A 15,346-nucleotide genomic window follows, 5' to 3' on the forward strand; every position below is an offset into this window, starting at 1 on the left:
ATGACCATTAAGTTTTCAGTTTAGACCCAGGTTTGCAACGGATATTGTGGGGCGCACGGCGATGGAGGAGACATGACAGCGGACACAGCACCGGCGGCTGCGGGGCCGGTCGGAAAGCCCCGCGGCCGCTACGCCAAGACGGAGGCCACCCGCGCCGCCATCATCGACGCGGCGCTGGAGGTGTTTGCTGACGGGGGCTTTCGTTCTGGGTCTCTTCGCGATGTCGCCATCAAAGTCGGGCTCACTGAGCCGGCGCTCCTGCACCACTTCGGAACAAAGTCGGGACTGCTCGAGGCCGTCCTCGTGTACCGCGACAAGCAGTCCTATGACCTGGCCCCTCTGGACCGCATGATCGGCGAAGAATCCATTCGCGGCCTGATCGCCCTCGTCCGCTTCAACGCCTCTCAGCCCGGAGTCATCGAGCTCTACACGACGCTCGCTGCGGAAGCCACTTCCGAGGACCATCCCGTCCATGCCTACTTCGTCCGCAGATATGAGACCGTCCGCTCGATCTTGGGACTCGCACTCCAGCAACTGGATGCCGAAGGCAAGCTCGCCGACGGCGTCACGCCAGAGTGGGCGGCCGACGCGACGATGGCGCTGATGGACGGACTGCAAGTGCAATGGCTGCTCGACCGGACCGTCCTCGACATGGCAGAACGACTACGCGTTTTCCTCCGCCTGATCACCCGCCTCGACCTGTGACTGCGAGCAGCGACAATGACCCACGCATGAACTCGCCGTTCCTCGCGAAACGACCGCCAGGATAAAGCGAACGGATGTCGCCTACTTTGGCGGACCGGATAAACGGTCGTAGGGGGCGACACCCGGCAACCTGAGAACCGGGCGGTGAGTGCGCGGGAGGTCGAAAGGGATCCACCAGCGTCACGAAGACTCCGCCCACGACGAGGATGGTGGCAGCGGCTGGACGGCGACGATGTGGTCTGGGAGCGGCTGACATGATCCCGTCGCTGACTCGCGAAAGATGGAGTGCGTTCGTTAGCAAGCTGTTCGACTGGCCCCGACCGCCACCGTGACGAGTGAAGGCGATGACGCGCGGAAATCGGACGGTGCAGGGAAGGGCGCAAGCGTTTGATAATGCGCGGACCGGTCTGCTCGCGACAGAGTTCGCCGCGATCCCAGCGGCGGCTGATGCTCAACCCATGCAAGTCGCACGGACGGTCGGCGGAATCGTCTCCGCCGAACCCAATGTTGGAGAGACCGCGACGATCACGCACGTCGCACGCAATTTGGAGCGGCCCCAACGCGAGACCGGCCGGAGCAACGGCGGCAGCGACTGCTCTGCGTGGACTATGTAACGGTACCGTTTTCGCGAACCCAGGCTTATAACGGCGAGTTCGCGAACTTCCTCAACCGTCCCGTCTGGCCGCCCTACAACCCTGCGGAGCCGACGAACGCCCCTAAAATCGTCAGCCGCGCCAGAGTAGGGAGCTTACTATCGTCGACAGGCCCACAACCTGAACAAGAATTACAAGCAGATGGTGAACCGTCCGACCTCTCAAAGCAGTTGTCCGAATGCCCCGGCACTTTCATCTACGCGGGCGTTAACACCATGGCCATCGGCCTGGTCGACGGAACCAGGGGCCCGGCAGATCAGCAGCAAGGTCGACCAGTTGGCAGCACGAAGACCGGGTTCGTGATCGGGTCCGTGATGCGCTGCAGAACGAGATGGGCGAGATCTCTCCCGCGATGACCTGGCGTGAGGGGGGTTGGTGGAGCAAATCGCGCTTCACGCGTCCTGAGAAGATTCGGCCGATCAGCAGAGCCGCTGGTACGTCGGGGGTCTTGAGATGTAGGCATCGACCTGCAGCTACTCCTCGTCCTCTTGAAGTCAACCACGGGTCACTTGGTCCTCAAAGCAGGCCAATGAGTTCGGCGCTTCGGTCCCAGAGTTCACGGGCGAGGTCTTGGTCGTCGGCGAGGGGGCTGGTTCTCCCGATCTTGTGCTTGTCGTAGTATCCGCCGGGAGTCCATTCGGCGCCCGGGGTCGTCTCGGCGAGCCAGATCAGATCTCGGGCACCCTCCTCGGAAGTGAGCATGCCGGTGACACGCCGGAGCGGGCTGTGGTACAGGTAGCGCCACAGGGTGTTTGTCTCGGAGGCGAAATTGGATGCGATAATCCCGGGGTGGAAGGCTGCCGAGGAGAGGCCGCGATCGCCGTAGCGACGCTGGAGTTCTTTCGTGAAGAGTACGTTGGCCAGCTTGGAGGCGCCATACGCGCGGTTGGCCGAGTATCGACGATCGAAGGTGAGGTCGTCCACGTCGATGTCCGCTGCGCGGGACGCGAGGCTCGAAGTGTTGATCACTGTGGCCCTGCTGTCGAGAAGGGTGTCGATGAGCAGGTTGGTTAGTAGGAACGGCGCGAAATGGTTGACTTGCATCGTCTTCTCGAGCCCGTCGACGGTGAGCTGCCGGTCGCCGAAGATGCCGCCCGCGTTGTTGGCGAGCACGTCGATGCGCGGGCAGGCCGCGGCAATTTCCGCGGCCAGGTGGCGGACCTGCGAGAGATCGCTGAAATCGGCAAGGAAGTAGGGCGTGCCGAGGTCGGCGGCTATTTCAGCCGTCTTTGTGGCCGATCGCCCCACGAGAACGACGTGGTGTCCACTCGTGGTGAGGGCGCGCGCTGCGGCCGCTCCGATCCCGTCGCTCGCCCCGGTGATCACGATCGTCTTCTGTGTCAACTTCCTGCTCCTTAGTCGTCCGCTAGCTAGGTTGGTACTCTACACCATAAGTGGAACTAAGTATCAGGAGAGGCACTGCGATAGGATTCGGGTGTGAGCGAGGCGAATGTCGGAGACGGAACCAGCGCGGAACGACGCACGACCCTGCGCGACCGGGCGCGACGCGCCGTGCAGGCCGAGGTGGCAGAGATCGCGTTTCGCCTGTTTGCTGCGCAGGGGTTCGAACAGACGACTGTCGAGCAGATCATCTCCACGGCAGGGATCTCGCGGAGCAGCTTCTTCCGCTACTTCCCGACCAAGGAAGACGTCGTGACCGGTGGGCTTGTGGACCTCGGCGAACAGTTGTTCTCCGCGCTCGTTGAACGCCCCGGGGACGAGGATCCATGGAGCGCCCTGCGGAGCGCCATGGAACCCCTTGTCGTCGGGTTCTCGCACAACCCTGTGGCGGCGCGAGCGATCACGAAGATGATGACGGAGACCCCGTCACTGGAGGCCCGACACTACGAGAAGACCCTGCACTGGCAGGCTCTCCTCGTCCCCGAGGTCGCCCGGCGATTGGGGATCCGACCGGCGGACCCGACCGATCCTCGACCCCAAGCCCTTGTCGCAGCGGCGCTGGGGTGTCTTGATGCGGCCACGAAAGCGTGGGCAGCCGACAACGCCGAACCCGATCTCCGCGACGTTCTCGATGCTGCCATGCTGGTGGTGAGCCCGAGAGCCGGCAAGATTCGGGCGCTGAACGCGACGGGGAGTGCCGCGCGGTCCGGGACGACGGGCGACGTGGGTGCGAGTCTCGGACTCCCGCGTCGCTGACGACGGGCGCGCGGATCAGTTACCGTCTGTCTGCAATCGGTCGCCGACAGCGCGAAGCGCTACAGCTCGTAGCTGACGACGCTGCGAAAGAAGTTGCGAAGCTCCGCGGCCATGTCGATCGCGTCCGGCTCGAGCAGCCATTGCACCTGCAGACCGTCCATCGTCGCGATGGTGCGCGCGGCCGCACTCGCTGGTGTGACGTCTGGTCGCAGGTCTCCTTCGGCCTGTATGACGGTGAATGCGTCGGCCATCAGTTGGCGCGACCACTGGTAGCGTTCGATGAAGTATTGGTGGGCCGGATGATCGGTGGAGGTGCTCTCTGCGGAGAGGGTGCAATAGAGCTCCACAACCCCGGGCTGAGAGGCATTGTAGTCAACCAGTTCGAGGATGCCTTCGATGGTGGAACGACCGCGGACATCGGCGCCTAGAGGAAAGAAATCCCGCGATCGATCGTCGCGCAACTCGAGAACAGCGGCAAGCAACGCGCTCTTGTTCGAGAAGTGGTGCAGAAGGCCCGTCTCGCTGATGCCAACGCGCTCGGCCACTTCTCGGACCGAGCTGGAGCGATACCCAGACTGGGCAAACACCTCCAGGGCTGCGTCGAGAATCGCCCGGCGCTTCTCCTCCGTTTTGGCATACACGCCGCGCGGCTTTCCCGTGCCGCGGCGTCGCGTGGGAGTCGCTGTGGTCATGTCCTCGTTCCCGGAGTGTCGTGGTCAGGTGTGGCTTTCAGCATAACTGCGAGCACACTCCGGTGTGACCTGTAGAGACGCTCGCTTTCAACGTGGTCGCCATCTCCTGCACGTCCGATCCTGCGCCGTAGGATCGTGGCCATGGCGCGCATGGGGACCTCGGCGAAGGGTAAGGCTCGACGTCAGCAAATTCTGGCCACCGCAATGGAGAGGCTCGGTGCTGATGGATATCGCAACACGTCGTTGCGGGGAATCGGCCGGGCGCTGGGTGTTGAGCCAGCTCACATTCTGTACTACTTCGACAGTCGTGAGGAGTTGCTGCAGAAGGTGATAGAGAAGTGGGACCAAAACACCATCGAGGTCTTTGGGGGCGGCCCGGTGCCGTCGGACCGCACACTTGATCTGTACGCCGATGCAATCCGCTACAACCAACGCATCCCCGGTATCGTGCACCTCTACCTGACGCTCGCCGCTGAGGCGGTGCATCCGGATCACACCGCCCACGCATTCTTCGTCGAGCGGTTCCGCACGGTTCGCGAGTTGCTCCGCGACGCGATCAGCTTCGAGCAGAGCGCCGGCCTCATCGATTCCGCGCTCGACGCCGACATGGAGTCACGCAAACTCATCGCGCTCGCTGACGGATTGCAACTACAGGGCCTGGTCGATCCGACGATCGATGCGCCGCGGGATCTGGAGGCGGCGATCGCCGGCCTGCGCACCCGTCCGATCCGCTAGGGCTGCGAGCTTAGTTGTCGAAGGGCCTCGTCGATCGTTTCGAGGATCGAGACGGTCTCGTCAAGCGTGTGCAGCGGTGACTCGGTGCGGCCTTCGCCGACGTAGCGCGCCAGTGCGGTGGCTTCCCAGGCGAGACCGTCCATGAGTCGCACACCGGTCGGGTCCTCCCATGTCTGGCGCGGGCCGAAGAAATCGTTGTCGAACAGGGTGATCGTGGTTGGGATGTGGAAGGGACCTGCCAACTCGACCCGGCCCTCGGTGCCGGCGATGACCGCCGTGTTCGGAGTGCGCGCGATCATCGAGGTGGTCAGCGTCGATTGGACCGTGTTGGTGTGGCCGAGGACCACCGTGGCATATGCGTCCACGCCGGTCGCGGTCATCGCACCCACGGCGGTGATCGAGGTGGGTGCGCCGAGGATCATCGAATCGAACTGGATCGGGTAGATGCCCAGGTCAAGCAGCGCCCCGCCGCCGAGGTCACGTCGGTAAAGGCGGCTGTCGTGGTCGATCGGGATCGCTTGACCGTGGTCGGCGGCAATCCCGGCCACCTCTCCGATGGTGCCGTCAGCGACGAGAGTTCGCACCACGGATGCCTGCGGCTGGTACCGGCTCCACATCGCCTCCATCAGCAGGACGCCGGCGGCGCGTGCTGCAGAGACGAGGGCGCGGGCGTCCGCCCCGCTCGTCGCCAGGGGCTTCTCGATGAGCACGTTCTTATTCGCCGCAATCGCCGCAAGCCCCAGGTGGAGGTGCTCGCTCTGCGGGGCTGCAATGTAGACCACATCGACTGCGGGGTCCTCGAAGAGCTCGAGGTAGGACCCATACGCGCGCTCGATTCCGTGCTCGGCCGCGAACGCCTCCGCCCGAGACAGGTCTCGTGATGCCACCGCGGCCAGCGTCTGCTGAGTGACCCGGTTCACCGCACCGGCGAAATACTTCGCGATCCCACCCGGGGCGACGATCCCCCAGCGCAGGGTGGGCTCGCCTTGACCGGGGAAGAAGATCTCGGGTTGCGGAAAGGCGGAGGGGATCATCACGGGCTCCTTTGCGGTCACGTTAGGGGGAGGTTACACCAGAACTGACCAGTGATAAGTTCACAGTGTGCTGCGTCACCATGCGGACGCGACTGCGAACGAAACGGAACTTATGACCGCCGAAAGAATCGCCGAACTCGAGGCGCAACACGATGAGCTGGTGTTCGCGTCCTTCGACCACGCTGACGCCTGGCGCCTCGGCAATATCATCACTGCGGCCGCGATCGCCGCCGGACACGGTGTGGCGATCGACATACGCCGCCCCGGCTTCACTTTGTTCAGGGCTACGCTCGCGGGTACCACCCCGGACCAGGAGACGTGGATCGGCGCGAAAGCTCGCACGGTCTTCCGTATGGAGTGCAGCAGCGCTCTCGTCGCTGAGCGATTCTCGGATGCCGGGATCGATGCAGCAGGGATGGGCTGGCTGCGGTTCCCCGCGTTTGCGCTCACCGGCGGCTCGGTGCCAGTCCGCGTGGCCGGTACAGGGGTGGTTGCCGCGGTCACAGCAGCCGGCCTTTCGTCGGACGATGATCACGCCCTCGTCGTTGCGGGTATGCGCGACCTTCTGGAGGCCGGCTGATGCGATACGTGCGCGACCTTGCCGCGGGCCAGGTCTGCCAGATCATCGTCATCGACATCAGCACTGGTGAGTCCCGCGTGGTCCACGAGACCTCGCAGATGCTCTTCGAGGCGCCTAACTGGACGGCGGACAACGACCTCATGCTCAACGGGGATGGGCGGTTATGGCGGCTCACGCCGGAACCGGGGGCTGTGCCCGAGCTCATCCCGCTCGAGGGGATTCCCGACCTGAACAACGACCACGTGCTGTCGCCGAAGACAGGCGAGATCTTCCTCTCTGCGAACGACTGGCAGATCTATGCAGCCTCGACTGCGGGCGGCGCAGTACGGCGTATCACACCCCCTGACGGCGGGCGGATGCACTTCCTGCATGGCGTGAGCCCAGACGCCACGACACTCACGTATACCGGCATCCAGCCGGGCGCCGACGGAACCTGGGGTCACGGCACGGTCTACACCGTTGCCGTCGACGGCACCGGAACTCGTCAGCTGACCTCGGACACGTGGTCGTCGGACGGCAGCGAATACTCCCCCGACGGCGAATGGATCTATCTGAACACCGAGGCGTTTTCGAACGAGCCTGGCCACGCTCAGATCGCGCGTCTGCGGGTCGATGGCAGCGGCGCCCTTGAGCAGCTGACCTTTGACGAACGCGTCAACTGGTTTCCGCACCACTCCCCGGACGGCAGGGGGATCGTCTACCTGAGTTACCCAGCCGGCACGGTCGGGCATCCCGCCGATCAGTTCGTCGAACTGCGCCTGGTACGCGACGGTGATTGGTCCTCGCCGCGGACGCTCGTCGAGCTCTTCGGCGGGCAAGGGACGATCAACGTCAACAGCTGGGCATCCGACAACCGAAACCTCGCCTACGTTGCGTATCCGTTTCGTGACATTTGAAACCAGTGGAGTTCCTCGGGTTTCGTGCTATGGTCCTTTGCAGATGGCCCGAGGACGGGTTGCATAGCTTGAAAGGACGAAGATGTTCCACTGGAAGAAGGCGGTTGTCATCGCGACGGCGGCCGTACTCGCCCTCACCGGTTGCGCAGCCGGTAGTGAGGCAGATCCCGCCGACCGCTCAGGCGGAACCCTGACGCTCGGGCTTATCACGCCGGTCTCGAGCTTCTCGGCGCAGGGAGCCAACTGGGCCAATCAGTCGCCGTACATGCAGGCCGTGTACGACTCGCTTCTTAGAGCCTCCCCCGACGGCACCATCCAGCCCAATCTGGCGACGGAATGGTCGTACAACGAAGACAACACCGTCCTCTCCCTCACACTAAGGGACGATGTGAAGTTCACTGACGGAACTCCGTTCAATGCCGACGCGGCCGCGCAGAACCTTCTCCGTTTTCGCGACGGTACTTCGCCGAACGCGTCGTTCCTTGTGAACCTGGCCGATGCGACCGCGATCGACGACACGCATGTCGAGCTGACCCTCACAGCACCCGACCCGGCGTTGCTCACCTACCTCACCCAGAACGCGGGCCTGCAGGAGAGCCCCGCCGCGTTCGAGAACGCGGACGTGGAGACCGTGCCGGTCGGATCCGGCCCGTACACGCTCAACGTGGACGAGACGGTGGTCGGAAGCAGTTACGTGTTCGACCAGAACCCGGACTACTGGAACCCGGACGACCAGCACTACGACAAAGTTGTCATGAACTACTACGCCGATAACACGTCGCTGCTCAACGCGATTCAGGGTGGTCAGCTGAACGCGTCCACGACGATCGACAACACCTCGTTGGACCAGATCACCGCAGCCGGCTACACGCTCAGTCCCATCGAGAACAACTGGTGGGGTCTGATACTGGCTGATCGGGATGGCACGCTGAATCCCGCCCTAGGTGACCCGAAGGTGCGGCAAGCCATCAACTACGCATTCGATCGCGACGCCATGTTGCAGGCGTTCACAGCCGGCCAAGGGACGGTCACTGAGCAGGTGTTTCCGACGAGCTCCACTAGCTTCGATCCCGCCCTCGATGAGACGTACTCCTACGACCCCGAGAAGGCGAAAGAGCTTCTCGCAGAGGCGGGTTATGGCGACGGTTTCGATCTCGTAATGCCCACCGCGGCAGCGTTCGGCCCGTCGAACTTCGCCCTCATCCAACAGCAGCTTGCCGATGTCGGCGTCCGGGTCACGTTCGAGGAGCTCCAGGTCAACGACTACATCACTGCCATCGTCGGCGGGAAGTACGCTGTCGCTTTGATGGGCCTACAACTCGATCCCACCGACTGGCAACTGTCGCAGTTTGAGATCGACAAGAACGCGCCGTGGAATCCCTTCCACACCGATGACCCGACTGTGCAGGACTACATCGCCGAGCTGCAGACCGGCACTGAGGAGGACGCCGAGGCAGCGGGCAAGGCACTGAACGAGTACATCGTCGATCAGGCCTGGTTCGCACCCTGGTTCCGACCCGCGCTGAACTTCGTGAGCGATTCCAACACCGAGCTCACTGTGCAGGTAGGCAACTCCTACCCATACCTGTGGAACATCAAGCCGAAGAACTGATTCACCAGGGTGCCGGGCCGGGCCCCTCTACCGGCCCGGCGCCCACTACCCGTGGACGTAGGGACCGACGTTGCTCCAATTCACTCTCCGCCGCCTTGCGAGCGGGGTCATCCTCCTGTTCGCGATCTCCAGTGTCGCGTTCCTGCTCCTGAACCTGGGCGCGGGCGATGTCGGCCGCCGCATTCTGGGACCGGGGGCCTCCACCGAGACCGTCGCCCTCAAGAACGAGCAACTTGGCGTCGACCAACCCGTCGTCACCCGCTACATGGACTGGCTCACGCACGCGGTAACCGGGGACTTCGGCAGCTCCTGGTTCACCAGCCAGCCCGTCAGCCAGGCCATCTTTTCCCGGCTTGCGGTCACCCTTTCCATCGTGATTGGAGCGACCATTCTCAGCGGGCTCATCGCGACACTCCTCGGGGTGTGGGCCGCGCGCCAGCGCGGCTGGCCGGACAGGCTCGTCCAGGTCGTCGCAGTCCTCGGATTCGCGATCCCCGGTTTTCTCATCGCCATCTTCCTTGTCAATGTCTTCGCGCTCAACCTGGGCTGGTTCAATCCCACCGGGTACGTGCAGATCAGCGCCTCGTTTCCCGGATGGCTCAGCTCAGTGACTCTCCCGGTGATCGCTCTCTCCATTGGTGCGATCGCCGCGATCGCGCAACAGGTCAGGGGCTCGGTGATAGACGCGATGCGTCAAGACTGGGTCCGCACACTGCGCAGTCGCGGACTATCCGACAACCGCATCATCTATAAGCACGTGCTGCGCAACGCCGGCGGGCCTGCGCTCGCCGTGCTTGCGGTGCAGTTCATCGGACTGGTCGGCGGCGCGGTCATCGTCGAACAGATTTTCGCAATCCCCGGACTCGGTCAGATCTCGGTGTCCGCGACGTCGCAGGGCGATGTTCCGCTGGTGATGGGGCTGGTTGTCGCGGTCGGCGCACTGGTCGTCATCGTGAACCTGCTCATCGACCTGATCCAGGGCTTCCTCAACCCGAAGGTGCGCGTGTCATGACCGAAGCCGTCACAAACATCATGCCCAGCACTGCCGCCGAGGAACGGGCTGCCCGCTCACACCTGATCCGCAGGATTCTGCGCAACGGCGCCGCGCTATCCGCGCTGATCGTGCTCACGCTCATCGTGCTGGCCGCGATCCTGGCGCCGCTGATCACGCCGCAAGACCCGAATCTCGCTGACATCCAAAATCTCCTTGCCCCGCCGGGACCTGATCATCCCCTCGGCACCGACGGTGCCGGGCGGGACCTGCTCGCACGCCTGTTGTACGGAACCCGGTACAGCCTGGCGGCGGCCCTCCTGGGAACGACCGTCGCAGCGGTGATCGGCGTAATCGGCGGCCTGATCGCCGGCTACTACGGAAAGTGGTTCGAATCGACGTCCTCGTGGCTGGTGGCCGCGATCATGGCGCTGCCGGGCATTGTGGTCCTGCTCGCCGCACGCGCCGTGCTCGGCCCCTCGCTCTGGCTGGCGATGATCGTCTTCGGCGTCCTGCTCGCACCCGCCTTCTACCGGCTGGTATACACCGCGGTCGTGAATGTCCGCAGCGAGCTCTTTGTGGACGCAGCGCGGGTGTCGGGTGTCGGAGACGTGAGTATCATCGGCCGGCACATCCTTACGGTGGTACGCGCGCCCATCATCATCCAGTTCGCGTTCGTGATGGGGATCGCAATCGCGATCCAGGCGGGTCTGGACTTCCTGGGCCTGGGGGATCTGTCACTGCCCACCTGGGGCAACATGCTCAACGACGCCTTCGCGCGCATGTACAGGAATCCGCTGCTCCTGGTCTGGCCGAGCGTCGCGATCGCTGTCACGTCCGTCGCGCTTGCCCTGTTCGCGAACGCGCTGCGCGACGAGCTCGAGCGCAGCGGATCCGCCCGAACGAAGCGGCGTAGCAAAGGCAAGGCACGCACCGTCCGTTCGGGCCGCGTTCCCCGACCGACGGATATGCCCGCAGATGTTGTCGTGCACGCGGAGGCAGAGATCAATCCGGGGCGGAAACTGCTCGAGATCGAATCGCTGGTGGTCGGATATGACCAACCGAATGGGAGTGTGACGCAGGTCGTTAATGGCGTGTCTTTGGTCATCCGCGCCGGCGAGGTGCACGGGCTGATAGGGGAATCCGGGTCGGGCAAGACTCAGACAGCGTGGTCGGTCCTGCGGCTGCTGCCGGACGGGGGACGCATCGTCGCCGGGAGCGTGGTCTTCGACGGCACGGATCTCGCCTCCCTCAGCGACGCGGAAATGCGCAAGGTCCGCGGCCGCCGCATCTCCTACATCCCGCAGGAGCCCATGTCAAACCTGGACCCGGCCTTCACGATCGGAAGCCAACTGGTAGAGCCGATGGTAATCGCGCTGAGAATCCCTCGCTCCGAAGCGAAGAAGCGGGCGCTGGAATTGCTGGCACGGGTGGGCATCCCGAACCCTGCGCGGACCTTCGCCGCGTACCCGCACGAGGTATCCGGCGGCATGGCGCAGCGGGTCCTTATCGCGGGCGCGGTCTCGTGCGAACCCGATCTGGTGATCGCCGACGAACCGACAACCGCTCTCGATGTGACAGTGCAGGCCGAGATCCTTGGCTTGCTCCGCGGGCTGCAGAAGGAACTGGGCGTGAGCATCCTGCTCGTGACCCACAACTTCGGGGTGGTTGCCGATCTGTGCGACCGGGTGTCGGTGATGCGCAACGGATTGATCGTGGAGACCGGACCCGTCCGGTCCATCTTCGCCGGCCCACGACACCCCTACACGAAGTCACTGTTCGCCGCGATCCTCGAGGACGGCGCCGCTCGTGGCGCGCTCGAGCATGCCGCTGACCGGCACACGATCACGGAAGGTTCCGGAGCGTGACCGAACCCCTTCTCGTCATCGACGACGTCCACGTCGCCTACCCGGCCAAAGGGTGGCGTCGTCCGCCGTTCCACGCGCTGAAAGGCGTATCACTGGACATCATGCCCGGTGAGTGCGTCGGGCTGGTCGGTGAATCCGGCTCCGGCAAAACGACCCTCGGTCGCGCTGTCCTCGGACTCGCACCTGTGACCGGCGGCAGCATCCGGTACCGGGGTGCGGAGATCGGCAACCTCTCACGCCGGAGTCGACGCAAACTCTCGGACGAGATCCAGGTCGTATTCCAAGACCCATACTCGTCGCTGAACCCCTCCCTCACCATCGAGCAGTCACTGACCGAGCCGCTGCGTGTGAAGAAGGTCTCGGCGGCGGACGCATCCCTCCGCGTGCGGACTCTGCTGGACCAGGTCGGATTGCCATCGAATGCCGCGGGACGGTTGCCGCGGGAGTTCAGCGGCGGTCAGCGCCAGCGCATCGCGATCGCGCGGGCGCTGGCGTTGGACCCCCGGGTGATCGTCTGCGACGAACCGGTGTCGGCCCTTGATCTTTCCACCCAGGCGCGCGTTCTCGAACTGTTCAAAGACATTCAAGACGCCACCGGCGTGGCGTACCTGTTCGTGTCGCACGATCTTGCGGTCGTCCGCCATCTCAGCCATCGGGTCGCCGTGATGTACCGAGGCGAGATCGTCGAATACGGCCCGGGCGACGAGGTCACCTCCGACCCGGAGCATCCCTACACCCGACGACTGCTGCTCGCTGCCCCCGTGCCCGATCCAGTGTTGCAGGAGCAGCGTCGCGCAGACCGGGACCGTTTGTTGGACAGCCAGGACGAGATGGCGCTCCGGCTCGACGCGGTCTGAGCGACGCATCCACGACGTTGCCGATGACATCAGGAAGAGACACATGACGGAAACCACTTCTCACCGTGACCTCGATTCTCACCGTGACCTCGAACGTGAGGTCGAAGACGCCCTGGAGACGCTCTCGCTTGAGGAGAAGGTGCAGATCCTCACCGGACAGGATTTCTGGAGCACGCATCCTGTCGAGCGGATCGGGCTGCGCAGCATGATCCTCTCCGACGGTCCATCTGGTGTGCGGGGAACGGTGTGGGACGAACGCTCCCCGTCGCTGAACTTACCGTCCGCGTCGGCCCTGTCGGCCACGTTTGATCCCGCCATGGCGTACCGCTACGGCGCGGTCGCCGCCTTCGAGGCCCGTCGCAAGGGCGTGAATGTCGTCCTAGGTCCGACCGTCAACCTGCACCGCTCACCCTTGGGCGGCCGCCATTTCGAGGCGTTTAGCGAGGACCCCGTACTGACCGGCGAGCTCGCCGCCGCCTACGTCAGCGGTCTACAGGACAACGGGGTCGCGGCGACCCCCAAACATTACGTCGCGAACGACTCGGAAACCGACCGCTTCACCGTGGACGTGCAGGTGAGCGGGCGGGCCCTGCGCGAGCTCTATCTCCTGGCGTTCGAGAAGGCGATCGTTGAGTCGCGCGCTTGGCTGGTAATGAGCGCGTACAACTCGATCAACGGAGTGACCGCCACCGAGAGCGAGCTTCTGGAGACTCCTCTCAACAGCGAGTGGGGATTCGACGGCGTCGTCGTCAGCGACTGGACCGCAGTACGCTCCCTCGCTTCGGCGACCGCATCCCAAGACCTCGTCATGCCCGGACCCGACGGACCCTGGGGCGCGGCGCTCGTGAGTGCCGTGCAGATCGGTACCGTCAGCCAAGACTCCGTCGATCGCAAAGTACGTCGTGTGCTGCGGCTCGCACAGCGCGTTGGCGCACTCGGACACCACACGCCAGCCCCGCTCGTTCACACGGAGGACGGCGCCGCGTTCGCCCGCATGGCGGCGGTGGATGGCACGGTGCTCCTGGAAAACCGAGGCGAGCTTCCGTGGAATGGCGCCGCCCTTAAACGTGTCGCAGTGCTCGGCAACAACGCCGATGCGATTCGCACTCAGGGCGGCGGAAGCGCGACCGTCGTTCCCGAACACACGGTGTCGCCGCTCGAAGGCTTGCGCGCTGCGCTGCCCGGGGCCGAGGTGGTGTATTCAGTGGGAGCGATCAACCAGACCGGCCTTGCCGGCATCCCGGTGGAGCGGATGACCAACCCGGTAACCGGTGCACCAGGTGCTCGCGTAAGTTTCCGCGACACGGCGGGCACAGAGATCTACCACGAAGACCGCCGCGCGACCGAACTGGTCTGGTTCGGCGGTACGGCGCCCATCGCTCTGACACGCGAGGTCGAGGTCTCCTTCACCTTTACGCCTGCACGAACCGAACGGATCGACATCGGATTCGCCGCAACCGGGCACGGCCGATTCTGGATCGATGACGAACTCACAATCGACGTCGTCGCAGAGGCCGAGGGCGACGACCTCGGCGCAGCCTTCCTCTCACCCGCGACCTGCGTCACCGCAGTCGATCTCGTCGCCGGGACACCGATCAGCGTGCGTTTCGTGTACGAGTCACCTACGCGAGGAGATGTGTTCGCCGCGGCGCTCGCCCTGAACGTCGGCACTCGCCCGCACATGTTCGACGAGGACCAGCTCATCGCCGACGCTGCAGAAGCCGCCCGCAGCGCCGACGTCGCGCTCGTGGTCGTCGGCACCAACGCACGCGTCGAATCCGAGGGCTTCGACCGCGACACACTCGCGCTGCCTGGCAGGCAGGACGACCTCGTGCGCGCCGTCGCCGCGGCAAACCCCCGCACGGTCGTCCTGGTCAACGCCGGCTCCCCGGTCCTGATGCCGTGGCGCAACGACGTCGCCGCGGTGCTGGTCGGATGGTTCGGCGGCCAGCAAGCCGGGCACGCGATCGCGGACGTGCTGCTCGGGATCGCTGAACCCGGCGGACGGTTGCCGACCACGTGGCCCGCCATGCAGGCCGACGTCCCAGTGCTAACCACCGCACCGATCGACGGCCAGCTCGCCTACGACGAGGGCATTCACATCGGTTACCGAGCGTGGTTGCGTGCCGAAGCGACACCCTCCTATTGGTTCGGTCACGGTCTCGGGTACACCAGCATTGACCTGGTCGGCGCGTCAGCGCCGCCGTCGGCGGCACTGGGCGCGACCATCGAGGTCACGGTGGAGTTGACAAACCGCGGGGATCGTGACGGCAAACAGGTCGTCCTAGTCTTCGCCGAGATGCCGCAGTCAACCGTCGAGCGCCCGGTCCGCTGGCTCGTGGGCTTCGCGCCCGTACGGGTCACCGCGGGAGGGATCTCGACGGTCGACGTCACCGTGCCGACACGACTGCTGGCCTACTGGTCTGAGAGATGGCAATACGAGAAGGGCGTGTACACGTTGCGGGTGGGAACGTCGGCGACCAGCCTTCCGCTCAGCCTCGACGTCGAACTCGGGAACCCGTCATGAACCCGCCTGCTCGGTCCTCCGCACACCGGACTCGTTCGA

At 64.6% G+C, this 15,346-nt stretch carries 13 protein-coding genes; 10 read left to right on the forward strand and 3 right to left on the reverse strand.

Features of this window, described 5'->3' with window-relative positions; genetic code table 11:
* Positions 1-72 precede the first annotated feature (72 nt).
* On the forward strand, positions 73-705 hold the full coding sequence (locus BM349_RS16805) for a TetR/AcrR family transcriptional regulator (protein ID WP_091708545.1): 633 nt from the start codon (positions 73-75) through the stop codon (positions 703-705).
* 1,169 nt (positions 706-1,874) lie between these two features.
* Here the strand turns inward: BM349_RS16805 and BM349_RS16810 are convergent.
* The gene (locus BM349_RS16810) at positions 1,875-2,684 is read right to left on the reverse strand and encodes an SDR family NAD(P)-dependent oxidoreductase (RefSeq protein ID WP_254773962.1); all 810 of its coding nucleotides are present in this window, start codon (positions 2,682-2,684) and stop codon (positions 1,875-1,877) included.
* Positions 2,685-2,882: 198 nt separating this feature from the next.
* On the opposite strand from BM349_RS16810, the gene BM349_RS16815 reads away from it, so the two are divergent.
* Positions 2,883-3,515 carry a TetR family transcriptional regulator gene (locus BM349_RS16815; protein ID WP_254773963.1) on the forward strand — a complete coding sequence of 211 codons (633 nt, stop codon included), beginning with the start codon at positions 2,883-2,885 and terminating at the stop codon, positions 3,513-3,515.
* 59 nt (positions 3,516-3,574) lie between these two features.
* On the opposite strand, the gene BM349_RS16820 is transcribed toward BM349_RS16815, so the two are convergent.
* Positions 3,575-4,207 carry a TetR/AcrR family transcriptional regulator gene (locus BM349_RS16820; protein WP_091708551.1) on the reverse strand — a complete coding sequence of 211 codons (633 nt, stop codon included), beginning with the start codon at positions 4,205-4,207 and terminating at the stop codon, positions 3,575-3,577.
* 141 nt (positions 4,208-4,348) lie between these two features.
* On the opposite strand from BM349_RS16820, the gene BM349_RS16825 reads away from it, so the two are divergent.
* Positions 4,349-4,942 carry a TetR/AcrR family transcriptional regulator gene (locus BM349_RS16825; protein ID WP_091708554.1) on the forward strand — a complete coding sequence of 198 codons (594 nt, stop codon included), beginning with the start codon at positions 4,349-4,351 and terminating at the stop codon, positions 4,940-4,942.
* On the opposite strand, the gene BM349_RS16830 is transcribed toward BM349_RS16825, so the two are convergent.
* Positions 4,939-5,976, reverse strand: coding sequence for a Gfo/Idh/MocA family protein (locus BM349_RS16830; RefSeq protein WP_091708556.1), 1,038 nt, complete (start codon positions 5,974-5,976; stop codon positions 4,939-4,941). The genes BM349_RS16825 and BM349_RS16830 overlap by 4 nt on opposite strands.
* A 112-nt stretch (positions 5,977-6,088) precedes the next feature.
* On the opposite strand from BM349_RS16830, the gene BM349_RS16835 reads away from it, so the two are divergent.
* The 7 genes from BM349_RS16835 (at position 6,089) to BM349_RS16865 (ending at position 15,307) form a co-directional block, all read left to right on the forward strand.
* The gene (locus BM349_RS16835) at positions 6,089-6,556 is read left to right on the forward strand and encodes a heme-degrading domain-containing protein (RefSeq protein WP_091708558.1); all 468 of its coding nucleotides are present in this window, start codon (positions 6,089-6,091) and stop codon (positions 6,554-6,556) included.
* Entirely contained in the window at positions 6,556-7,452 is an 897-nt protein-coding gene (locus tag BM349_RS16840; protein ID WP_091708561.1) for a TolB family protein, read from the forward strand. The genes BM349_RS16835 and BM349_RS16840 overlap by 1 nt, the downstream gene beginning before the upstream one ends.
* 82 nt (positions 7,453-7,534) lie before the next feature.
* Complete coding sequence (locus BM349_RS16845) at positions 7,535-9,064, forward strand: ABC transporter substrate-binding protein (RefSeq protein WP_091708564.1); 1,530 nt, start codon at positions 7,535-7,537, stop codon at positions 9,062-9,064.
* A 70-nt stretch (positions 9,065-9,134) separates the two neighbouring features.
* Positions 9,135-10,076, forward strand: a complete 942-nt coding sequence (locus BM349_RS16850; protein WP_091708566.1) for an ABC transporter permease — start codon at positions 9,135-9,137, stop codon at positions 10,074-10,076.
* Positions 10,073-11,923: a dipeptide/oligopeptide/nickel ABC transporter permease/ATP-binding protein gene (locus tag BM349_RS16855; RefSeq protein WP_091708568.1), complete on the forward strand. Its 1,851-nt coding sequence runs from the start codon at positions 10,073-10,075 to the stop codon at positions 11,921-11,923. The genes BM349_RS16850 and BM349_RS16855 overlap by 4 nt, the downstream gene beginning before the upstream one ends.
* Positions 11,920-12,780 carry an ATP-binding cassette domain-containing protein gene (locus BM349_RS16860; protein ID WP_091708570.1) on the forward strand — a complete coding sequence of 287 codons (861 nt, stop codon included), beginning with the start codon at positions 11,920-11,922 and terminating at the stop codon, positions 12,778-12,780. The genes BM349_RS16855 and BM349_RS16860 overlap by 4 nt, the downstream gene beginning before the upstream one ends.
* A 43-nt stretch (positions 12,781-12,823) precedes the next feature.
* Positions 12,824-15,307, forward strand: coding sequence for a beta-glucosidase family protein (locus tag BM349_RS16865; RefSeq protein ID WP_091708572.1), 2,484 nt, complete (start codon positions 12,824-12,826; stop codon positions 15,305-15,307).
* Positions 15,308-15,346: the final 39 nt, after the last annotated feature.

This window comes from Microbacterium sp. cf046, from assembly GCF_900114345.1.
In the GTDB taxonomy this organism is placed as follows: Bacteria; Actinomycetota; Actinomycetes; order Actinomycetales; family Microbacteriaceae; genus Microbacterium.